The 20,875-nt window shown below is 39.8% G+C and carries 22 protein-coding genes; 16 read left to right on the plus strand and 6 right to left on the minus strand.

The features are described 5' to 3' along the window. Nucleotides 1-2 precede the first annotated feature (2 nt). The 4 genes from glp to moaD are packed head-to-tail and all read left to right on the plus strand — an operon-like array spanning nt 3 to nt 2,496. Entirely contained in the window at nt 3-1,277 is a 1,275-nt protein-coding gene (gene glp / locus MHI58_RS07175) for a gephyrin-like molybdotransferase Glp (protein WP_045034215.1), read from the plus strand. Beyond that, entirely contained in the window at nt 1,259-1,786 is a 528-nt protein-coding gene (gene mobB / locus MHI58_RS07180; protein WP_045034297.1) for a molybdopterin-guanine dinucleotide biosynthesis protein B, read from the plus strand. Before glp ends, mobB begins: the two co-directional genes overlap by 19 nt. Further along, complete coding sequence (locus tag MHI58_RS07185; RefSeq protein ID WP_045034216.1) at nt 1,779-2,270, plus strand: molybdenum cofactor biosynthesis protein MoaE; 492 nt, start codon at nt 1,779-1,781, stop codon at nt 2,268-2,270. The genes mobB and MHI58_RS07185 overlap by 8 nt, the downstream gene beginning before the upstream one ends. Continuing rightward, the gene (gene moaD, locus MHI58_RS07190) at nt 2,263-2,496 is read left to right on the plus strand and encodes a molybdopterin converting factor subunit 1 (protein ID WP_008345159.1); all 234 of its coding nucleotides are present in this window, start codon (nt 2,263-2,265) and stop codon (nt 2,494-2,496) included. Before MHI58_RS07185 ends, moaD begins: the two co-directional genes overlap by 8 nt. Before the next feature lie 47 nt (nt 2,497-2,543). Here moaD and MHI58_RS07195 read toward each other — a convergent pair whose 3' ends face one another. Then, the gene (locus MHI58_RS07195; protein WP_039168668.1) at nt 2,544-2,921 is read right to left on the minus strand and encodes a hypothetical protein; all 378 of its coding nucleotides are present in this window, start codon (nt 2,919-2,921) and stop codon (nt 2,544-2,546) included. 518 nt (nt 2,922-3,439) lie between these two features. On the opposite strand from MHI58_RS07195, the gene MHI58_RS07200 reads away from it, so the two are divergent. The 8 genes from MHI58_RS07200 to lepB all read left to right on the plus strand — a co-directional run bounded on the left by MHI58_RS07200 (nt 3,440) and on the right by lepB (nt 11,752). Further along, nucleotides 3,440-4,060, plus strand: coding sequence for a YIP1 family protein (locus MHI58_RS07200; protein ID WP_041507368.1), 621 nt, complete (start codon nt 3,440-3,442; stop codon nt 4,058-4,060). A gap of 20 nt (nt 4,061-4,080) precedes the next feature. Continuing rightward, nucleotides 4,081-5,187, plus strand: a complete 1,107-nt coding sequence (locus tag MHI58_RS07205; RefSeq protein ID WP_045034217.1) for an efflux RND transporter periplasmic adaptor subunit — start codon at nt 4,081-4,083, stop codon at nt 5,185-5,187. Next, a complete protein-coding gene (locus MHI58_RS07210) occupies nt 5,184-5,870 on the plus strand; it encodes an ABC transporter ATP-binding protein (protein ID WP_045034218.1) in 687 nt (228 codons plus the stop codon). The genes MHI58_RS07205 and MHI58_RS07210 overlap by 4 nt, the downstream gene beginning before the upstream one ends. Next, entirely contained in the window at nt 5,871-7,064 is a 1,194-nt protein-coding gene (locus MHI58_RS07215) for an ABC transporter permease (RefSeq protein ID WP_045034219.1), read from the plus strand. A gap of 335 nt (nt 7,065-7,399) precedes the next feature. Beyond that, the gene (locus MHI58_RS07220; RefSeq protein WP_113766990.1) at nt 7,400-8,155 is read left to right on the plus strand and encodes a DeoR/GlpR family DNA-binding transcription regulator; all 756 of its coding nucleotides are present in this window, start codon (nt 7,400-7,402) and stop codon (nt 8,153-8,155) included. Beyond that, a complete protein-coding gene (gene pfkB, locus MHI58_RS07225; protein ID WP_017359406.1) occupies nt 8,152-9,063 on the plus strand; it encodes a 1-phosphofructokinase in 912 nt (303 codons plus the stop codon). The genes MHI58_RS07220 and pfkB overlap by 4 nt, the downstream gene beginning before the upstream one ends. A gap of 13 nt (nt 9,064-9,076) precedes the next feature. Continuing rightward, the gene (locus MHI58_RS07230) at nt 9,077-10,969 is read left to right on the plus strand and encodes a PTS fructose transporter subunit IIABC (RefSeq protein WP_008345139.1); all 1,893 of its coding nucleotides are present in this window, start codon (nt 9,077-9,079) and stop codon (nt 10,967-10,969) included. 210 nt (nt 10,970-11,179) lie between these two features. Beyond that, a complete protein-coding gene (lepB, locus tag MHI58_RS07235; protein ID WP_192876900.1) occupies nt 11,180-11,752 on the plus strand; it encodes a signal peptidase I in 573 nt (190 codons plus the stop codon). A gap of 63 nt (nt 11,753-11,815) precedes the next feature. Here lepB and MHI58_RS07240 read toward each other — a convergent pair whose 3' ends face one another. Beyond that, nucleotides 11,816-12,091: a hypothetical protein gene (locus MHI58_RS07240; protein WP_024719551.1), complete on the minus strand. Its 276-nt coding sequence runs from the start codon at nt 12,089-12,091 to the stop codon at nt 11,816-11,818. 144 nt (nt 12,092-12,235) lie between these two features. On the opposite strand from MHI58_RS07240, the gene MHI58_RS07245 reads away from it, so the two are divergent. After that, on the plus strand, nt 12,236-13,855 hold the full coding sequence (locus MHI58_RS07245) for an ABC-F family ATP-binding cassette domain-containing protein (protein ID WP_007498620.1): 1,620 nt from the start codon (nt 12,236-12,238) through the stop codon (nt 13,853-13,855). A gap of 34 nt (nt 13,856-13,889) precedes the next feature. Here the strand turns inward: MHI58_RS07245 and MHI58_RS07250 are convergent, their stop codons facing one another. The 4 genes from MHI58_RS07250 to mreBH all read right to left on the minus strand — a co-directional run bounded on the left by MHI58_RS07250 (nt 13,890) and on the right by mreBH (nt 18,008). Continuing rightward, nucleotides 13,890-14,885 (minus strand): hypothetical protein, encoded by a 996-nt coding sequence (locus MHI58_RS07250; RefSeq protein ID WP_113766992.1) that lies wholly within the window; start codon nt 14,883-14,885, stop codon nt 13,890-13,892. A 570-nt stretch (nt 14,886-15,455) separates the two neighbouring features. Continuing rightward, on the minus strand, nt 15,456-16,688 hold the full coding sequence (locus MHI58_RS07255; protein ID WP_113766993.1) for an aminopeptidase: 1,233 nt from the start codon (nt 16,686-16,688) through the stop codon (nt 15,456-15,458). Nucleotides 16,689-16,794: 106 nt separating this feature from the next. After that, nucleotides 16,795-16,926 (minus strand): protein YkpC, encoded by a 132-nt coding sequence (locus MHI58_RS07260; RefSeq protein ID WP_003210922.1) that lies wholly within the window; start codon nt 16,924-16,926, stop codon nt 16,795-16,797. Between the two features lie 74 nt (nt 16,927-17,000). After that, nucleotides 17,001-18,008 carry a rod-share determining protein MreBH gene (gene mreBH / locus MHI58_RS07265; protein ID WP_017359401.1) on the minus strand — a complete coding sequence of 336 codons (1,008 nt, stop codon included), beginning with the start codon at nt 18,006-18,008 and terminating at the stop codon, nt 17,001-17,003. 276 nt (nt 18,009-18,284) lie between these two features. On the opposite strand from mreBH, the gene MHI58_RS07270 reads away from it, so the two are divergent. From MHI58_RS07270 to MHI58_RS07280, 3 genes are all read left to right on the plus strand, one after another. Further along, entirely contained in the window at nt 18,285-18,563 is a 279-nt protein-coding gene (locus MHI58_RS07270) for an AbrB/MazE/SpoVT family DNA-binding domain-containing protein (protein WP_017359400.1), read from the plus strand. A gap of 144 nt (nt 18,564-18,707) precedes the next feature. Further along, nucleotides 18,708-19,997 (plus strand): ATP-binding protein, encoded by a 1,290-nt coding sequence (locus tag MHI58_RS07275; protein WP_024719547.1) that lies wholly within the window; start codon nt 18,708-18,710, stop codon nt 19,995-19,997. 27 nt (nt 19,998-20,024) lie between these two features. After that, nucleotides 20,025-20,867: a gamma-glutamylcyclotransferase gene (locus MHI58_RS07280; RefSeq protein ID WP_113766994.1), complete on the plus strand. Its 843-nt coding sequence runs from the start codon at nt 20,025-20,027 to the stop codon at nt 20,865-20,867. Nucleotides 20,868-20,875 lie beyond the last annotated feature (8 nt).

Genomic DNA, 20,875 nt, shown 5'->3' on the forward strand with positions numbered 1-20,875 from the left:
AAGTGATGGAAAGACGACAGCCAATTCCAGTAGAAGAGGCAGTAAAGAAAGTCCACCAATTTCAAAAACATGGACAAGTCGAATGGGTTCCTTTAAAGAATAGCCTTGGAAGATATATTGCAGAGGATATTTTAGCAGACCACGATGTTCCTGCCTTTGATCGTTCTCCGTATGATGGTTTTGCACTTCGGGCAGAAGATACAAAAGATGCATCGAGCGAGCATCCGGTTGAATTTGAGGTCATTGATCATATAGGGGCAGGTATTGTTTCTGCAAAAACGATCGGCCCTTTTCAAGCGATTCGCATCATGACAGGAGCGAAGATTCCAAAAGGAGCAAATGTTGTGATCATGCTCGAATTGACGAAAACGTTTGAAAAAGACGGTAAATCAATGATGTCACTTAAAAGACCTCTGAAAAAGGGTGACAATATTTCTCGGCAAGGAGAAGAGACCCTCAAAGGGAACGTCATGATCAAAAAAGGCTCAAAAGTTACCCCAGGCGTGACGGCGATATTGGCAACGTTCGGATATGCGGTTGTGCCAGTCGCCAAAAAACCGGTGATCGGTATCATCTCAACAGGTACCGAGCTCCTACAAGTAAGTGATGCCATGGTGGACGGTAAAATTAGAAATAGTAACCTAAGTATGGTGTACGCCCAGGTTCTTGAAGCTGGAGGAGAACCGCTTGATTTAGGCGGTGTATCCGATGATTTTGATCAAAGCTATGCAGCCGTAAAAGCAGCCTTAAGCAAAGTTGATATGCTCATCACAACAGGCGGTGTATCGGTAGGTGATTTTGACTTTTTACCTGCTATTTATGAAAAACTAGGTGCAGAGGTGTTGTTTAATAAAGTGGCCATGAGACCTGGAAGTGTGACGACCGTTGCTGCGTTGCCAAATGGTCAATTGCTTTATGGGCTGTCAGGAAATCCGGCTGCCTGTTTTGTTGGCTTTGAACTATTTGTCAAACCGATCATTTATAAATGGTGTTTGAAAGAAAATCCATTTCCCGTTTTTGCTGAGGCGAAGCTGACACATGATTTTCCAAAAGCCAATCCGTTCACACGATTTGTTAGAGCATCACTTGATTTCGCTGGCAGCCAGCTGAGTGTGACGCCAACAGGTCTTGATAAATCTAGTGCGGTGACATCTATTGCTCATGCTGATTGTTTCATTGTTTTGCCCGGAGGAACAAGAGGGTTTAGTACAGGTGACCAGGTCAGCGTTCTGCTATTTCACCACGAAGGCGGTGCTCCATGTTGGATGACAAATTAAACATTCTACAAGTCGTGGGCTATCAAAATAGTGGTAAAACGACGCTGATCGAAAAATTATGTCAGCTGTCGGATAAAGAAGAACTGAAGCTATGCTGCTTTAAACATCATGGACATGGCGGAAAACCAGACCGTCTGTTCAAACAAAAAGATACGGATCGATATGTTCAAGCGGGTGCATTTGCCGCAGGTGTGGAGGGAGAAGGTGAATGTCACTTTTTCATACGGCACATGACATTCGCACAACTACTCAATATGTGTCAGCATCTTCCTTTAGATGCCGTCTTGATCGAAGGATACAAACAGGCGCCTTACCGCAAAATCCTGTGTGTCAAAGACGAACAGGAACTCATTGATCTTTCAACACTTTCTCATATACAAGCAGCCATTTATTTCAATAAAGAAATACAATTCACTGAGAAATACCCGTTTCCTGTGTTTTCAGCATTTGACAAGCGCGGGATCACATTTGCTTTTAATTTATTGAAGGGGGAAGCCTCGTATGAATGAACTTTTTAACATCACAAAAGAGCCAATTGATGTGAATGAATTGATTCAGCATGTCACAAGACGCAAAGCGGGAGCCATTACGACATTCATAGGCACGGTAAGAGAATGGACAAATGGCAAAAAAACGCTGCGTTTAACATATGAAGCATACATACCAATGGCGGAAAAAATGTTGAGTCAAATTGGACAAGAAATTAAAAAACGCTGGCCCGATACAGAAGCTGCTATTGTGCATCGTATTGGCACTCTTGAGATATGTGACATTGCAGTGGCAATAGCTGTTTCATCACCTCATCGGAAAGCTGCATACGAAGCGAATGAATATGCGATTGAACGAATAAAGGAAATAGTTCCTATTTGGAAAAAGGAATACTGGGAAGATGGAGAGGCTTGGATAGGTGATCAGCTTGAAACCGTTTCATACCCGGAAGGAAAACCTAGTACTCTCCAACTTAACGAGAAAGAAGGGAAGCGGCATGATTAGCGTATTATTGTTCGCCGGCCTTGCTGAGAAGGCCGGTAAACAACAAATCATCATTCAAAAAGATCAAACAACGGTTGATGAGATTAAAATAGAATTACAGGAGGTATATGGTGTTGATACTGCACAAAACGTGATGGTTGCAGTCAACGAAATATATACGAGGGGAAATGCTGAAGTGCGTAGCGGGGACACTGTTGCACTCATTCCTCCTGTAAGTGGTGGATAATAGATATTAGAGGATTTGGTTATGGCCAGCGGCTGTAACCAATTTTTTTATGTGTGAAAAGATTGTAGAGGTACTTGGGTATGATCTTCGTAAATAAAACATCCCCGGCGTGCTTTAGAAATGTGAGGATCGAGCTGTTGAATGAGATCATACAATTCGCTGATTCGTCTCACATTGAAATCTGTTCGTGCTTGAAGCTGTTCTTTTAGTTCTTTTGTGCTCACGATGCTTCCCTTTTTTTCTTTAATAATATCTACACACCTTGCTGCGTAGTATATTTTGTCATTAGAAGGTCTGCTCTCTTTCATATCAAGTAATTTAAGCTCATGATAAATCAGTTCTCTTTCCTTTCGAAAGTATTGCCATGCTTCTTGTTCCTTTTCATAAAGTAAAATCAATTGCAGTTTCAATTTTTCTCTTAACATTCACTTGACTCCATTTCCACTATCATTTAACCTACCTCTATTTTACATTATATGAAAAAATAACATTTGATCAAGTAAAATCCTTTTATTTTTATTTTTTTAATATGAAAGTATTGTTACTAAAGGCTCATCTGTTCTATAAAAGGCGCTAAACATAGTCCTATAAAGCCGGGATTCATTGAAATTACTAGGAATATTTTAACAAAAAATTGTTGTGTCTAACTGAGACCATCTGAATCCAAAGGAAAAGGATATTTATTCCGAAAGACATGTTGTTTACTTCATAAAATGTTTTTCAGTCAGTAAAATCATGATTTTTTCATATGAATATGGTCGGATCAAGGTATCATTTGAAGGATGTCGTTCATGAAAATAGAATAATAGATTCAATCCTATCACTATGAAAATAAGAAAATCAAATGATCTATCACTTATTGGCAATCTTTTGATAAAATAGAAACAACAAGAGTATGAAAAAACGTTTCCATACTTACAGCACATGGAGAGGATGACATTTGATGAAAGAAACAACGCCAAAACCGACAATGATAGGAGTAAGCATAAGACCATCAAAGCATTTGAAAAGAGTGTGGGAACATCCATTCGTTTGGTGGCCTTTATCATGTGTGCTTGTATTAACAGTTGTTGTCACTTATTTGTCTCAGCTAGTGAATGAAGGAATGTGGGCAGATTTAATTTTACCAATCCCTTTCGTTTATGTGATCACGCTCATTGGTTTGGTCATTGGGATTGTCATTAATACTGCCGTATACAAGTTCATCGTCTTTTTAGCAAAAGGTGATGCAACGTTTCAGCAGCTATTTTCAGGTGTGCTTTATATCACACCTATTACGATCATTGGTACGATCATTTCTCATTTAGCGATCATCATGTTTCATGTGCCAAAAGATATCACTATTACCTCATTAAACGCATTCATCCGAATGTCTGGTTCATGGCATGCTGTGTTAGGAAATATTGACCTTTTTGTGATCTGGAATCTTGTTTTAACAGGCTTTTTATTGATCAAAGTCGGCCGCATTTCGCCAAGAATATCTTGGATTATTGTGAGTGTCTTTTATGTATTATCTTTAATTTTTCAATATGTAGGAACTACGATCACCATCAACATGCAGTAAGCTGGAGGTAGAATGTTTTTATGAGAAAGAAAATCATCATCGGATCCATTATCATTATTGTGATTGGTCTATTTATTGGATTTAATATTGCAAAAAACCAATCAAAACCTGTGTCTACGGCAGCATTTAAAACAGTTAAACTCACACCAAAAGAAATAACCTCTAAGGTGATGACGCCTGGAACACTTTCATTCTCGGAGGAGCAATTTATTTATACAGAAGAGGAGAAGGGAAGCCTGAATCATATCGCTGTGAAAGAAGGAGAAAAGGTGAAAGCTGGGACACCGCTCCTTACATATGAAAATAAGGAACTGGAGCTTGAAGAACAGCAGCAAGCACTTGCGGCTGAATCAAGTACACTAAAGCTTGAACAATTACAAAATAGACTCAATTCATTAGATGAAAATCAGGGAAAAAAGGCGGGCTCTGATTCGAAAAACGAGCGAGATCAGCTTGAACTCGAACTCAAAGCTGCTGAATTAGAGCAAAAACAAGCGGAGCTTAACCAAGAAAAAGTAAAGGCACAAATAGAAGATTTAACGATACATAGCAAAATTGAAGGAACAGTCATCTCCATCGAGCAAGATGCTGGCGCAGGGAAGCTAGAAGAGAGACAGCCGGTAATCCATATTGCCAATGAGAAAAAAATGATTGTACGAGGCTTAATCAGTGAGTATGATGCTATGAAAGTCAAAAAGAAACAAAAAGTAAAGGTAACGTCTGATGTCATTCGCGGAAAGAGTTGGCAAGGAGTGGTGAAAAAAGTGGGCGCTGTGCCTGCCCAGTCAACAGCAGAAACAGCTGCTAGTGATCAAACCGTACAATATCCAGTCGAAATTGAAATAAAAGGGAAAAAGCCGGATGCAAAACCAGGCTTTAAAATGATCATGGAAATTGAAACGGACAAGCGTCAAGTGCACACAATTCCTGAAACAGCTGTGAAAAAAGAGAAAGATGGTTCATACGTTTATGTTGTTGAAAAGAATGCACTGAAGAAAGTAAAAGTGACATTAGGTGAAACGTCAGGTCAAGATCTTGAAGTGACGAAAGGTTTAACAAAAGAAGATCAAATCATTGCAGAGCCATCAGATGATATGTATGACGGAATGGAAGTGAATGCTGAATGATTCAGCTTTCAAACGTGACAAAAAGCTACGAAGTCGCTGAGGAGACATTTGATGTATTAAGTGAAGTGGACCTCGTCATTGGTAAAGGCGAGTATATGTCCATTATGGGCCCGTCCGGCTCTGGGAAATCAACGTTAATGAATATCATTGGCTGTCTGGACCACCCGACCTCCGGACAGTACCATTTTCAAGGTATGGAGCTGTCGGCAGCAAAGGATCAAGAACTGGCAGTGATTCGAAATCGATCCATTGGTTTTGTTTTTCAACAATTTTATTTACTGCCTAGATTAAATGCGAGGCGAAATGTTGAACTTCCGATGATTTACGCTGGTATCAGTCAAAAGGAAAGAAAAGAACGTGCGGAAATGGCACTTGAAAAGGTTGGTTTGGCAGATCGAATGAAGCATATGCCAAACGAGTTGTCAGGGGGTCAAAAGCAAAGAGTAGCCATCGCACGTGCGATTGTCAATGAGCCGGAGCTTATCTTGGCAGATGAACCAACAGGCGCTCTTGATTCAAAAACGAGCGGCTCGATTATGGAACAGTTTACAAAGCTCAATGAGGAAGGAACAACGGTTGTGCTCGTTACTCATGAAGAAGAAATAGCTGCGTATACAAACCGGATAGTCGTTGTGAGAGATGGACGCCTCGCTCAAGATAGATTGATACAAGGAGACGAATGAATGAAACTCTTTGAAAATATCAAAATAGCGCTGAATTCTGTCCTTGCTCATAAATTGCGGTCTATTTTAACGATGCTTGGCATTATTATTGGGGTTGGCTCGGTGATTGCAGTCGTTGCCATCGGTCAAGGCGGCGAGCAAATGCTGAAAGAATCAATTTCCGGGCCAAACAATACCATTGATATGACCTATACACCCTCTGATGAGGAGTTAAATGCGAATCCGAATGCGTTATTTGAAGCCACATTTACTGAAGAAGACATTCAAAGTGTTCAAGCATTGAATGGGGTTAAACAGGTTGCCTCCTCCACGGCACAAGGCATGCAATTAAGATTCCAAGATACAACAATAGATGCAACGGTCAATGGGATTAATGAAGGCTACACGAATGTACATTCATTACATATAGCAGAAGGACAGGACTTACGTGAAATCGATTTTAGGAGCGGAAGAAGGGCAGCTGTTATTTCAGAAGGGATACAAAAAGAATTGTTTAATGGAGAGAAGGCAGTAGGCGAGTTGATTTGGATGAATGGACAGCCGGTTGAGGTGATCGGGGTTTTAGCAAAACAGGAAGGGCTGTTTTCATTTGATATGAATGAAATATATGTCCCTTTTGCGATGCTGACAACTGCATTTGGTGTGAAAGAATATGATAAGTTGTCTATTCAAGTCGCACATGCTGATCAAATGAAAGAAGTAGGAAAGAGTGCGGCTGCACGATTAAATGAAAATCACCATACAGACGATGCTTACGAAATGATCAATCTGGAAGAGATTGCAGCAGGCATTGGTCAGATTACGTCTGTCATGACAACAATCATTGGCTCAATTGCTGGTATCTCATTACTTGTCGGCGGCATTGGTGTCATGAATATTATGCTCGTATCAGTCACAGAAAGAACAAGAGAAATCGGAATTCGAAAGGCACTTGGGGCAACTAGGACTCAAATACTCGTTCAGTTTTTAATTGAGTCTGTCGTCCTTACACTGATCGGTGGGTTACTTGGAATCGCGCTTGGCTTAGGAGGTGCTTCACTTGTGTCACTGTTTGCAGGGTGGCCTTCTCTTGTATCGTGGCAAATCGTATGTGGAGGCGTCCTATTTAGTATGCTCATTGGTATTATTTTTGGACTGATTCCTGCCAATAAAGCAGCGAGGCTCGATCCTATTGAATCACTTAGGTATGAATAATCCTAAAGTTAACGTACGAGGTGCTGACAAGAAGGTAGAACGAGATATGTTGCCTGCTGTTCCGCACCTGAAGCCTTTATGCAAAACGCATAAAGGCTTTTTTTCGTTCAATTGAATGAAATGAAAAATGATAGAAATGCTAATATCATGACTTTCTTCTCAATGTCACATATTTTTCAGTTTACAAATGGTACATATAAAGGTAAGATGACCATTGTGAAAGATTTTGATAGTTATTGAATGTATTTGATTGTTTTGTATTGATAATGTTGAAAAAAGCGATTACAATAAAGGTGCGCGCAAAATGAATACGTTTTCAAAAGGGGGTGTTTTCAATGCTAACACCAGAAAGACATCAACTCATTATCGACTATTTAGAAGAAAACGATGTCATCAAAATACAGGACTTAACGATTATGACGGATGCGTCTGAATCTACAATTAGAAGAGATTTGTCAGCCCTCGAAGAAAAAGGCTTTCTTAAAAGAGTTCACGGAGGAGCTGCTAAAATATCTAGTATTCGTCTTGAACCAGATGTGTTTGAGAAATCTGCCAAAAACCTTCATGAAAAGTCATTGATTGCAGAGGTAGCTGCATCACTTTTAAAACAAGGCGATTGTATTTACTTAGATGCTGGTACGACAACACAGCAAATGATTGACTTTATCGATCCAGATCAAGATATCGTGGTGGTGACAAATGGTGTCATGCACATTGAAGCACTCATGAGAAAAGGCATTTCTTTTTACCTGATAGGCGGATCAGTGAAACATCGAACAGGAGCCATGGTGGGAGCCGCAGCTTTGACAGCTATGGAAAATTACCGTTTTGACAAAAGCTTTGTTGGGACGAACGGCATTCATCCCGAGGCAGGGTTTACAACACCTGATCCAGAAGAAGCGCTCATTAAAAAAAGAGCTATAAAGCAGGCGAAAAAAACCTACATCTTAACAGATGCCTCAAAGTTTGGCGAAATATCGTTTTCAACCTTTGCTAGTTTACAGGAAGCCACCATTATCACAAACGACGCAAAAGAGGATTCATTCGATAATTACCATGAAAAAACGGTTATAAAGGTAGTGAAAACATGATTTATACAGTTACTTTAAACCCATCAGTTGATTACATCGTACACGTGGAGGATTTTGCGGTCGGCGGTTTAAATCGTTCAACCTATGACAAAAAATATCCAGGTGGTAAAGGAATCAATGTCTCAAGGCTTTTAAAACGGCACGGTGTTGAATCAAAAGCACTTGGATTCATTGGCGGTTTTACAGGCAAATATATTCAAGACTTTTTACAAAACGAACAATTACAAACAGCCTTTCATGAGGTGTCAGAAGATACACGTATCAATGTGAAACTAAAAACAGGCGAAGAAACAGAAATCAACGGGCTCGGTCCAAGTATTACTGAAGCACAGTTCGATTCGTTTTTATCCCAATTCACGTCATTAACAGAAGGCGATGTCGTTGTATTAGCAGGAAGCATTCCTTCTTCACTGCCTCATAACACATATGAGCGCATTGCTGAAGTATGTGCGAAGCAAGGGGTAAGAGTAGTACTTGATATTTCTGGAGAAGCCTTAAAAAAAGCAGCAGATCTGAAACCATTCTTAATGAAACCAAACCATCATGAGTTAGGTGAAATGTTTGAAACCAGTATTTCATCTGCAGAAGAAGCCATTCCTTATGGGAAAAAGCTGTTGGAACAAGGTGCTGAACATGTCATTGTATCTATGGCTGGAGACGGCGCTCTCTTATTCAGTAAGGAAGGGATCTTTCAATCTAATGTTCCAAAAGGCAAGCTGATCAACTCAGTTGGTGCAGGGGATTCAGTCGTTGCAGGATTCTTAGCTGGCGTTTCTAAAGGCCTTTCCATAGAAGAATCATTTAAGCTTGGCGTCACATCAGGAAGTGCTACAGCATTTTCTGAGGAACTTGGAACAAAAGAGCTTGTCGATACATTATTGCCACAAGTAAAAGTCACACGCATTTAAAGGAGGAGTCATCATGAAAATTACAGAACTACTCACGAAGCATACGATTAAGCTTCAATTAGACAGCCAGCAAAAAGAAGCCGTTATTGAAGAACTGGTCACTGTATTAGATACAGCTGGTAAATTAAATGATAAAGAAGGCTACAAAGCAGCTGTTGTTAATCGTGAAAAACAAAGCTCTACGGGAATCGGAGAAGGAATTGCGATTCCTCATGCGAAAACAGCAAGTGTGAAAGAACCTGCCATTGCATTTGGCCGTTCAACAGCTGGTGTAGATTATGAATCATTAGACGGACAGCCAAGTCATCTTGTCTTTATGATTGCAGCAACTGAAGGCGCAAACAACACGCATTTAGAAGCACTTTCTCGTTTATCCACACTTCTCATGCGTGAAGAGATCCGAAAGCAGCTTCTTGAAGCGGCTACTGAAGATGAAATCATTGAAATTATCAATACACATGATAAAGACGATGAAGAAGAAGAGGAAGTCAAAGAGGAACCGGCTGCACCGGGAAAACCTGCTAAAATTTTAGCGGTGACAGCTTGTCCAACAGGCATCGCGCATACATTTATGGCCGCAGATGCTTTGAAAGAAAAAGCAAAAGAAATGGGCGTTGACATTAAAGTTGAGACAAATGGCTCTAGTGGAATTAAACATGCCCTGACAGCAAAAGAAATTGAAGAAGCGCCAGCTATTATTGTGGCAGCTGATAAACAAGTGGAAATGGAACGCTTTAAAGGCAAACATGTCATTGAAGTACCTGTGACAGCTGGAATTCGCCGTCCACAAGAATTGATCGAAAAAGCCATCAATCAAGATGCGCCGATTTATAAAGGTTCAGGCGGCAGTTCTTCAAAAGATGAAAATGAATCGTCAGGTAAGGGAAGAAGTGGATTCTATAAGCACTTAATGAGCGGTGTAAGCAACATGCTTCCGTTTGTTGTTGGGGGCGGTATCCTCGTTGCGATTTCATTCTTCTGGGGAATTAACTCAGCTGACCCTAAAGATCCTTCTTTCAATTCATTTGCAGCTGTATTAAAAGGAATTGGCGGAGATAATGCGCTTGCCTTAATCGTTGCTGTATTAGCTGGATTTATCGCAATGAGTATTGCAGACCGTCCAGGTTTCGCACCAGGTATGGTTGGCGGATTCATGGCCTCTGCAGCAGGTGCTGGATTCTTAGGCGGATTGATTGCTGGTTTCCTTGCTGGTTACATTGTGGTGCTACTCAAAAAAGTATTCACTTTTGTACCACAGTCGCTCGATGGTATTAAACCAGTTCTGCTCTATCCATTGTTCGGTATTTTCTTTACAGGGATTATCATGCATTACATCGTCAACACACCTGTTAAAATGGTCATGGACGGATTAACACACTGGCTTGAATCACTTGGTACTGGAAACCTTGTATTAATGGGGATTATTTTAGCTGGTATGATGGCCATTGATATGGGTGGTCCGATTAACAAAGCGGCCTACACATTTGGTCTTGCGATGATTGCTGCTGGCAACTATGCACCGCATGCTGCGATTATGGCAGGTGGAATGGTGCCGCCTCTAGGAATTGCCCTAGCGACAACGATCTTTAGAAACAAATTCTCTAAACGTGACCGCGAAGCAGGTATTACATGCTACTTCATGGGAGCTGCGTTCATTACGGAAGGGGCGATCCCGTTTGCAGCGGCAGATCCTCTGCGCGTCATTCCTTCGGCTGTGATTGGTGCAGCAGTTGCAGGTGGATTAACAGAATTCTTTAGAGTGACGCTTCCTGCACCGCACGGCGGACTATTCGTTTTCTGGGTAACAAATCATCCAGTTCTTTACATCATCAGCATCTTAATCGGTGCCATTGTTACAGCGCTACTTCTCGGAATTCTAAAAAAACCAGTCCGACAAGAAGCTTAATTTGAAAAGAAGCATCGTGAAGAGCGGTGCTTCTTTTTGTTTAATCATCAGCAAATTAGGAAAAAATATCTAATTGAATGGTTGTCTTGTGAATTTTTAAATAACATGTGATAAAGTAAAGTTATTCAATTCGCGTTTCAAGTCTTTTAGCAGAAAGTCTTAGGAGGAAGCAGTATTTTGAACGAAGAAAACAAACAAAACGAAAATGACATTCAATCTGATGGGAAACAAGCCAAAAAAGAGAAGAAAAGTTCTCTGTTTGAATGGATCAAAGCCATTTTAATTGCACTTGCCCTCGTCCTCATCATCCGTACGTTTATATTTGAGCCGTATGTGGTGGAAGGAGAGTCAATGGAACCAACCCTTCATGATGGAGAAAAGCTGTTTGTTAACAAAACCATCAACTATCTCGGTGGAGTCAAACGTGGTGACATCGTGATTATTAATGGAAAAGACGGTCAGAAAATTCATTATGTCAAACGATTGATCGGCCTTCCAGGCGACACGATTGAAATGAAGGATGATACGCTTTACATTAATGATAAAAAAGTAGATGAGCCTTATTTAAAAGAGAACAAGGCGCATGCCAAAGAGTATGAGGTACATTTAACAGGAGATTTTGGTCCAGTGAAAGTACCGAAAAACGATTACTTTGTTATGGGTGACAACAGACTGAATTCTATGGACAGTCGAAATGGACTCGGACTCATTGAAAAGGATCGGATTGTCGGCACATCAGAATTTGTTTTCTTCCCATTTGGCGATATTCGACAAACACAATAAATACACCTTTCTCAATGCGTAAGAAAGGTGCTTGAATGGACGACCCTTCATGTAGGGTCGTTTTTAATTTGGTGTGAGCATCGTGACAATGATGACAATGGCCAAAACAGAAGCGAAAACGGACCCAGTAATCGCCACAACAGAACGGAATAATCCAATTTTCACATTGTCTTTTCCGCGCTTTTGTAAAAACCGTTTTGAAAAGATATGGACCAGTGTGTAAATGAGGACAAGTCCAATATAAAGGCCAAAGTCTCTTGCATTAAAGCCAGTCGCCGATAAATAAATGCCCATAAAGAAAATCAATAAACAGTATTCCATGAGTGTGAGTAATCTCAAATCGCCCGAACTCCTTCAACAAAAACATTCCCACTTATTATACCATATTGGACAAAAAGCCTTTGTTCTTAGCGAGAGACGTTTCTATCAATCGTTATTCATGTTATACTTCATATTGATGAATGAGTGATGGAGGATTAATAAATGATTGCAGTGAATAATGTTAGTTTGCGATTTGCTGATCGTAAATTATTTGAAGAAGTAAATATTAAGTTCACTCCTGGCAACTGCTACGGACTAATTGGTGCCAATGGAGCTGGTAAATCAACGTTCTTAAAGATTCTTTCTGGAGAAATTGAAGCTCAAACGGGCGATGTTCATATGAGTCCTGGTGAACGTTTAGCGATTTTAAAACAGAACCACTTTGAATACGAAGAGTTTGAAGTGTTAAAAGTCGTCATCATGGGTCACAAACGTCTATATGATGTGATGCAGGAAAAAGATGCGATTTATATGAAACCTGATTTCTCAGATGAAGACGGAATTCGTGCAGCAGAGCTTGAAGGTGAATTTGCTGAGTTAAACGGATGGGAAGCGGAAAGTGAAGCTGCGATCCTATTAAAAGGTCTTGGCATTCCAGAGAGCTTGCAATCGAAGAAAATGTCTGAGCTTGGCGGATCTGAAAAGGTTAAAGTATTGTTAGCACAAGCTCTATTCGGTAAACCTGACGTTCTCCTTCTCGATGAGCCAACGAACCATTTGGACTTACAAGCCATTCAGTGGTTAGAAGAGTTCCTCATTAACTTTGAGAATACCGTCATCGTCGTATCGCATGACCGTCATTTCTTAAACAAAGTATGTACGCATATTGCAGACCTTGACTTTGGAAAAATTCAAGTGTATGTCGGAAACTATGATTTCTGGTATGAATCAAGCCAGCTGGCATTAAAACTCAGCCAGGATGCCAACAAGAAAAAAGAAGAACAAATTAAGCAGCTTCAAGAATTCGTTGCTCGGTTCAGTGCGAACGCATCTAAATCGAAGCAAGCGACATCAAGAAAGAAATTGCTTGATAAGATTTCGCTAGATGACATTAAACCATCTTCTCGTAAATATCCTTATGTTCATTTTGCGCCAGAGCGTGAAATCGGAAATGATGTCCTTCAAGTAGAAGGTCTATCAAAAACGATTGACGGTGTAAAAGTACTGGATAACGTCAGCTTTATTATGAATCGCGAGGATAAAATTGCGTTCTTAAGCCGTAATGAGCTTGCTGTCTCTACTTTATTTAAAATCCTTGCTGGTGAAATGGAGCCAGACAGCGGGACGTTTAAATGGGGCGTGACAACATCTCAAGCCTTTTTCCCTAAAGACAACAGCGAATATTTTGAAGGAAGCGATTTAGATCTTGTTGATTGGCTTCGTCAATATTCTCCTAATGATCAAAGTGAAAGCTTCCTGCGTGGTTTCTTAGGCCGTATGCTTTTCTCTGGGGAAGAAGTGAAGAAAAAAGCAAGCGTCTTATCAGGTGGAGAAAAGGTTCGTTGTATGTTATCAAAAATGATGCTATCTGGAGCGAATATTTTGCTGTTAGACGAGCCGACGAACCATTTAGACCTAGAGTCCATCACAGCGCTGAATAACGGTCTAATGAGCTTTAAAGGGGCTATGCTCTTCTCATCTCATGACCATCAGTTTGTTGAAACAGTTGCAAACCGTATTATCGAAGTGACGCCAAATGGCATCGTTGATAAACAAACAACTTATGATGAGTTCTTATCAGATCAAGAGATTCAAAAAAGACTACAAGAGCTGTATGCATAAACATAAAGAAAAGCCACCGATAAGGGTGGCTTTTTCATTCTTCAAATAAATTTTCATAAACATCATTAAATAAATGAACTTGAGCTGTCCGATTAATCCAAATCGTAATATTATGAAATTTTGCAGTGTTATCTGATGAAGGATTCACCTTTACATAAGGATTATGACCATAAGCAACTATTTGTTTATTATGTTTTTTATAATTATCTTTCATGTATTCTATTAACTTTCCATATCCTTCATAGACATTGACACTGACACATGGAATATGCCGAAATCCTCCTGCATCAATATCCTTAACAGTAGTTTTTTCTAAAATAAAAGAATAATAAGTTTTTCCTCTTTTGTCTTTCTTTTCTATATATTTCTTTATTATTCCTTCTATACAAATAGGATGCTCCGGTTCTGTGTTATTTCTAAAATACTTAGATAAATCTAGAAGGCTCATATTATCAGGACCAAAATAAAATTTATCCCAATTAACCGTCCTGCCTTTATATTCTAGCTTTAAGTATTTCCTAATATCATCATTTTTTTCCATTTTAGAACGCAAGATCATGATATCTTTCATCCTGCTAAGATAAGGTGCCATTGTTCCACTATTTTTATAATTCTTACTCGCAGTAACACCTTTTCCCTTTGAATCAGCTGTTCTCACATCTTCCTCTTCTTCGGGAGGCTCTTCCATTGCTTGCTTAACAACTTGCATCCTTATAGCATATTGATCAGGTTTCTTTTTTTCCATAAAATCTTTCAAATTCATTGCTTTGCGTGCTAGAATTTCAATCTTTCCAAATGTATTGTATTCGCAATTCCTACCATGTTCGTTTCCTTGTTTCAAATAAAAATAAGGCAATATTGGAATTAACCGATTTTCTAACTGTCTCTTTCCAGATCTTCTGAATGTTAGTTCTGTCTTACAATAAGGACAGATGAACTTTTCCCCATTCAATTCATGTTTATCAGCTTCGATATTCGTCATCATTTTTTTTGTTTTAATGTAAAGAGCTTTTTCTATTTTTACCCCCATATACTACTCCTTTTCTTTTTTAGTCTTATTATAACTTAAAAATCGTCAATATACATAAAAATTACCAGTAGACATGCTGGTAGCTTCCATTGATTGAATTAGTGGTAGTAGTGAAAAACTTAAGGAATGTAGGAATTGAAAGGCGGTTATAAAGTAGATTTCCTATAAGTTTTAATTGTGGTGCTTTAAAATTTGTTTAGGTTTAGGTGAAGTAGACCTAGGGGGAATAATAATGACTATTAGGTAATTTAAGAGGGCTGTACAGTGTGAAATCTAGTATCAAGAAAGATAAGAAAACAGGAAGGGATTTTTATATACTCGAAATGGGTGTAGACCTATCAACAGGGAAGAACGTAAAAAAGAAAAAGAGAATTTTAATCCTAAGAAGGAAGCTGATCCCGGAGTGGATTGGACACTCCCTTAATCCAAATTACATTAGATAAATATAGCCACGTGCTTCCAAGTATGCAGAAACACGTGGCTGATGAACTTGATAATTTGTTCAAAGCTAAAGAAATGTGACAACTCAGGGTTTAAAGGCTTCAAAACGTCTCTATATCAAGTTACTGCTTAAAAAGCCCAATTTCCATTTCGGAAAATCGGTTCACGTTTACCATCTTTTGTGATTCCATCAATATTCATTTCCTTTGAACCAATCATGAAATCGACGTGTGTAATACTGCTGTTCACACCAGCTGCGTCTAGTTCCTCACGTTTCATCTCTTTACCGCCTTCGATATTAAATGCATAACCGCTGCCGATGGCAAGGTGATTGGATGCATTTTCATCGTAAAGTGTATTGTAATAGAGGATATTTGAGTTAGAAATTGGTGAATCATCTGGTACAAGGGCAACCTCACCTAGATAATGTGAGCCTTCATCTGTTTCAACGAGAGAGGTTAAAATGTCTTCGCCCTCTTTGGCTTTCACATCTACAATACGCCCATTTTCAAAGGTTAACGTAAATTCATCGATAATGTTTCCTGCATAACTAAGTGGCTTAGTGCTAGAGACAGTCCCGTTTACACCATCTTTTTTAGGTACGGTAAAGACCTCTTCTGTCGGCATATTGGCCATGAATGATACGCCGCGTTCACTCACGCTGCCAGCACCTACCCAAATATGCTGCTCTGGAAGTTCAATCGTTAAATCTGTACCTGGTGCTTCATAGTGCAACTTGTGGTAGTGACGTTCATTTAATACTTTTACTTTTTCATTTAGTGATTCATCATGCTTTTTCCACGCTTCAACAGGATCTGGCTGATCAGCGCGGGCGACTTTAAAGATTTGTTCCCATAATAATGCAACAGCTTCTTCATCTGCATGCTCAGGGAAAATCTTTTTCGCCCAATCTTTTGATGCAGCCCCGACGACTGTCCATGCAACTTTGTCAGATTGAACGTATTGACGATATGTATGAAGTGCTGAACCTGCAGCTTTTTGCTGTGAAGCAATTTTTTTCGAGTCAATGCCACTTAGAAGATCAGGACTTTCGGACAAGATCGTAATAAAAGCACCGCCACGTTTTGCGATGGTTTCCATCATCTGTGCTTCCCATTCTGGAAATTGCTCAAACACATCTTGTGGGGCATGTTCATATTTTAAACGGGTCAGAACACCATCACTCCAGCGGATATGTACGTTTTTTGCTCCGCACTCATATGCGTGTTTTGCCACAAGGCGGACAAGGTCTACAGATTCAGTGAACGCAGATACGACCACTTCTTGACCGCTTTGAACATTTACACCTACTTCAACGATGGTTTTTGCATATTGATCTAGTTGTTTTTCAAATGAACTCATAAAAAACCCTCCTTTAGTCATGTTCATCATATCAGATTTAAGACCGAAAAGGAAAATGGGGAGCCGTCCCGAAGCAAAATAAAAAAGCCGCTTTCGTGCGGCTTTTTTAGCGGTTCAGTTGTTTCACAGGCTGTGCATTAGAAGGGGGCATATGTGAAAACGACAGGCTCATTCCTCCTAAAATAATACCGGTTAAAATGACTGTGACAACGACCCGTTTACCTAAATCAAGCAACATGTTCTTCCTCCTTCACGTTTATCCATTCATCACGATATGATCGAAATGATGAAAAAAGAAGTAGAACATGAAGATTATTTTAATGTTTTTTGCAATTTGTCGATTACTTCTAATGAACGACCTGTTCCAATTGCGACAGATTCAAGAGGATTTGCTGCGATATGAACTGGGACGACAATTTCTTGAGAGAGCCATTCTTGAATGCCGTTTAATAGTGCACCACCGCCAGTTAGAATGACGCCACGATCTACGATATCACCACTCAGTTCTGGAGGGCTGTCTTCTAATGTAGCCCGAATCGCCTCTAAAATATGAAGAAGTGATTCTCGCATAGCACCTTGAATTTCTGTTGATTCAAGTGTAATTGTTTTTGGAAGACCTGTGACAAGGTCGCGTCCACGAACTTCTAATGATTCAGGTTCGTGTTCAATGAGTCCATAACCAATTTCCATTTTTACCTGTTCAGCTGTCCGTTCACCGATCAGTAAATTGTATTTCTTTCTCACAAAAGTAATGATATCTTCATCCAGTTGATCTCCGCCAATTCGGATCGAGTGGCAAGAGACAACTCCGCCAAATGAAATGATCGCTACCTCTGTCGTTCCTCCGCCAATATCTACAACGACGTTGGCAACAGGCTCGTCCACCGGGAGATCAGCACCGATTGCAGCTGCGACGGGTTCTTCAATTAAATGCACATGCTTTGCTCCGCAATTTTTGACAGCATCGCTGATCGCGCGGCGTTCGACAGCTGTTGAACCTGAAGGTGTACAAACAACCACAGTCGGCTTTCTAAAGGTAAACCCAATATTTTTTCCTGCTTTTTTCATAATTTGTTTAAGTAAATCGGTTGTCATATCATAATCAGCGATGACACCATCTTTCATCGGACGGATCGCTACAATTTTTCCAGGTGTTTTCCCAATCATCTCTTTTGCTTCTGACCCCACTGCAAGGACAGTTTTTGTTTCCGTATCTACTGCCACAACGGATGGTTCATTGAGAATAATTCCTTTATTTTTACTGTAAACCAATATGTTAGCTGTTCCTAAATCAATTCCAATTTCGGCATTTTGAAACATGTTTTCACCCAATCTCTATTTTTGCTGTTTTAAACAATTTTACATTTAAAAGTTCAGAGGGTTGAGGTCATTTGTGGGGGTTTGTGATCACCTTGAAATGAATCTGTAAAATTCAAGTCTCATTTTGACAATCACAATAAATTTTCCCTTTGGTTTTTCGATTTTGAAAAAAATTTTTATGCAGGAGAAACCTTTTAAGAATCTCTTACGTCTACGATATATCAATTGGTGAAAAACAGATTGATCTTGAGCTAATGAAAGAAAGAGGGAACGAAATTGAAATCTATCGGAGTTGTAAGAAAAGTAGATGAACTAGGGCGTATTGTGATGCCAATCGAATTGAGAAGAGCACTTGATATCGCTATTAAAGACAGTATGGAATTTTTTATAGATGGAGATAAAATCGTCTTGAAAAAATATCAGCCAGAGGGCGTCTGCCTGATGACTGGTGAGATTACTTCTGAGAACCACGAGTATGGAAATGGTCAAATTACATTAAGCGCTGAAGGCGCAGAACTACTGCTAAAAGAGCTTCAAGAAGCCCTTCAGCAGTAAATAAAAATAGCCTGTTCTCTCCCATTGTGCTGAGAGCAGGCTATTTTTTCTAAAAAAGTTCCTTAAAAATGCCGCATCTCCCTCAAAAAATAAGTGGAAAATGGTACAATTGACAAAGAATCTCAGGGCGGCAGGTGGAATTATTTGAACAAAACATATCAAGTACGGATCCTGTTATCCGTTCTTGCATTTATATTAATTTTGAGCTGGGATTTCTTTTATTATCTTAGCGGCTATCACATTAATTGGCCGCTCGACCTAGCCTTTACAGTCGTTGTTTTGGCCGGTATTTGGAGCATCTCAGGCTATGTGGACCGGTTGAATTTGCTTGTATCAGATTTAAATAAACGAGAAAAAGAAGCACACGAACTAACAGAGCGGCTGAATCGAATAACAGATAACTTGCAAGAAATCGTCTTTGAAACCAATGAAAAAGGTGAAATCATTTTTTTAAATCAAGCATGGAAACAAATGACGGGTTACGACATAGAGGAGTGTCTAGGTACGATGTATAATCAGTACTTTGATCAAGAAGAGCATGTCGTTCAGCATTTGTTGTCTGTGATCAAAGAGCATAAGGATGAGGGGCGGGTGGAGCTGCAGCTTCTCCATAAAGAAGGAAAAAAGGTATGGGGAGATGTGCATTATAAGCTTTATTTCGATGAACAGCACCAGTTTACTGGAGGTATTGGAACGGTTGCGGATATCACGAAACAAAAGCAGGCAAAGCTTGAACTTGAAAGATCAAATCAGCAATTGCAAATGCAGGCACAAAAGCTGGCTGTTGCAGGACAAATAGCCGCTGGCATTGCCCATGAAGTCAGAAATCCGCTCACCTCAGTCAATGGATTTTTGCAGCTGATGAAAACGCAATATCCTGAAAGAACCGATTATTTTGATATCATCTTTTCTGAAATTAAACGCATTGATTTTGTTTTAAGTGAGCTGCTTGTCTTAGCAAAACCTCAATCGGTTCAATTTCAAGAAGTACAGCTCCATGATTTGCTAGAGCAGGTGATTACGTTATTAAAGACCAATGCCGTTCTTTCAAATATTGATCTCAAACAGCCATTTAAAAAGCAGGATGCTGGCACGATATTAGCAGACGCCAATCAAATGAAGCAGCTGTTCATTAACTTAATCAAAAATGCGATCGAGGCGATGCCTGAAGGCGGCAGTATATACATATCAACAGAAAAAGTGATGAATGAATGGAAAATCACGATTCAAGATGAAGGAAAAGGAATGTCCGAAGAGGACATTCTGAAAATATATGATCCTTTCTTTTCGACTAAAAAAGAAGGTACAGGACTTGGTTTAACGATCTGTGCGACGATCTTAAAAGATCACCATGGAAGAATGGATGTAAAGAGCGAGCTCAGCAAAGGGACGGCTTTTGATATTTACTTACCTGTGTATCAAAAAAGCAGATAGTAGCAAGGTGAGAGGATGTGATGTGTGATGACGAAGGAGACAAAGACGTTATTTGTGTATGGGACACTTTTAAAGCACGAAAAGTATCACGAGACATTGATGAAAGAAAGCAGTCCATTAGCAGCATCTGCTTGGATAAAAGGGAGACTGTACGATACAGGTGAGGGTTACCCTGTGTGTGTTGTCTCGGAACAAAACACATTATATGGAGAATTGTATGAGGTCAGTGGTGAAACGCTGCATAAGATAGATGAGCTAGAGGAAGGGTATGACCAGCAGGAAATAGAGGTTATGACAGACCAGGGGCCAAGGTCAGCCGTTGCTTATACAATATGTAAGCAGAAGGCATCGAGCCTGAAGGAGATTGAAAGCGGCTGCTGGAAGTCATATCAACTATGGGAGCGCAAACCGTCTTCCTTCTATTATTTTGCCTATGGGTCCTGTATGGATGATGCAAGGTTTAAGCTTGCGAAAGTGGAACATTATTTCAAACAAATCATCGGTGGCGGCACACTTGATCGTTTTACCACAAGGTTTACATTGGTGCGCCCTGATGGATCAAGAGCAGATATGGTAGAAGACGGCGGAGAAACAGAGGGTGTTCTATATGAAGTACCTTTTGATGCCATTCGTTATTTGTACAAACGAGAAGGTGTAAATGAAGGGACTTATCGCCCAGCATTTGTCGATGTCACAGTAGGTGATCAAGTGTATGAGGACTGCTTAACGTTTCTCGTTTTAAAAAAGAGCGAAGAAATTGCGCCTCCTGGTCATTATCGCAGTGAAATCGAAAAAGGAGCAGACCTTTACTTAAGTGAAGCGTTCCGTAAAAAAATACGGTCGCATATGGATTCATTAATGAAACCGTAGTAAAATGC

The sequence above is a fragment of the Bacillus sp. FSL K6-2869 genome, assembly GCF_040869405.1.
GTDB lineage: Bacteria > Bacillota > Bacilli > Bacillales > Bacillaceae > Bacillus > Bacillus altitudinis.

Bases quoted from the DNA above. Each gene is read 5' to 3' on its own strand.
- moaD (WP_008345159.1), top strand. From the start codon at position 2,263: ATGATTAGCGTATTATTGTTCGCCGGCCTTGCTGAGAAGGCCGGTAAA.
- MHI58_RS07250 (WP_113766992.1), bottom strand. From the start codon at position 14,885: ATGGGGGTAAAAATAGAAAAAGCTCTTTACATTAAAACAAAAAAAATG.
- MHI58_RS07195 (WP_039168668.1), bottom strand. From the start codon at position 2,921: ATGTTAAGAGAAAAATTGAAACTGCAATTGATTTTACTTTATGAAAAG.
- MHI58_RS07200 (WP_041507368.1), top strand. From the start codon at position 3,440: ATGAAAGAAACAACGCCAAAACCGACAATGATAGGAGTAAGCATAAGA.
- mobB (WP_045034297.1), top strand. From the start codon at position 1,259: ATGTTGGATGACAAATTAAACATTCTACAAGTCGTGGGCTATCAAAAT.
- mreBH (WP_017359401.1), bottom strand. From the start codon at position 18,008: ATGTTTCAAAATGCCGAAATTGGAATTGATTTAGGAACAGCTAACATA.
- MHI58_RS07205 (WP_045034217.1), top strand. From the start codon at position 4,081: ATGAGAAAGAAAATCATCATCGGATCCATTATCATTATTGTGATTGGT.
- MHI58_RS07245 (WP_007498620.1), top strand. From the start codon at position 12,236: ATGATTGCAGTGAATAATGTTAGTTTGCGATTTGCTGATCGTAAATTA.
- pfkB (WP_017359406.1), top strand. From the start codon at position 8,152: ATGATTTATACAGTTACTTTAAACCCATCAGTTGATTACATCGTACAC.
- MHI58_RS07185 (WP_045034216.1), top strand. From the start codon at position 1,779: ATGAATGAACTTTTTAACATCACAAAAGAGCCAATTGATGTGAATGAA.
- MHI58_RS07215 (WP_045034219.1), top strand. From the start codon at position 5,871: ATGAAACTCTTTGAAAATATCAAAATAGCGCTGAATTCTGTCCTTGCT.
- MHI58_RS07220 (WP_113766990.1), top strand. From the start codon at position 7,400: ATGCTAACACCAGAAAGACATCAACTCATTATCGACTATTTAGAAGAA.
- MHI58_RS07280 (WP_113766994.1), top strand. From the start codon at position 20,025: ATGACGAAGGAGACAAAGACGTTATTTGTGTATGGGACACTTTTAAAG.
- MHI58_RS07230 (WP_008345139.1), top strand. From the start codon at position 9,077: ATGAAAATTACAGAACTACTCACGAAGCATACGATTAAGCTTCAATTA.
- MHI58_RS07260 (WP_003210922.1), bottom strand. From the start codon at position 16,926: ATGTTGCTTGATTTAGGTAAACGGGTCGTTGTCACAGTCATTTTAACC.
- MHI58_RS07210 (WP_045034218.1), top strand. From the start codon at position 5,184: ATGATTCAGCTTTCAAACGTGACAAAAAGCTACGAAGTCGCTGAGGAG.
- MHI58_RS07255 (WP_113766993.1), bottom strand. From the start codon at position 16,688: ATGAGTTCATTTGAAAAACAACTAGATCAATATGCAAAAACCATCGTT.